General features: G+C 77.1%; 1 pseudogene. It reads left to right on the forward strand.

Annotated features, from left to right (window positions below):
• Positions 1-227: pseudogene (locus tag G3I40_RS15400) on the forward strand (ROK family protein); the annotation flags it as partial.

The raw sequence follows: 227 nt of genomic DNA on the forward strand, positions 1-227 counted from the left end.
CGAACTCGGCGTGACCCGCGCCACGGCGGGCGCCGTCGCCGCAGAACTCGAAGCGCTCGGACTCATCAGGATCGACGCGAAGCCGAGCGCGGCCGCCGGTTCCCAGGGGCGCCCCTCGCACCGGCTGTCCGTCGCCGAGGACGGCCCCGTGGCGCTGGCCGCACAGGTGCACGCCGACGGATACCGCGCCGCCCTCGTCGGGCTCGGCGGCCGCGTCGTCGCCACGA

This window comes from Streptomyces sp. SID14478 (assembly GCF_010548525.1).
Taxonomy (GTDB): Bacteria; Actinomycetota; Actinomycetes; order Streptomycetales; family Streptomycetaceae; genus Streptomyces.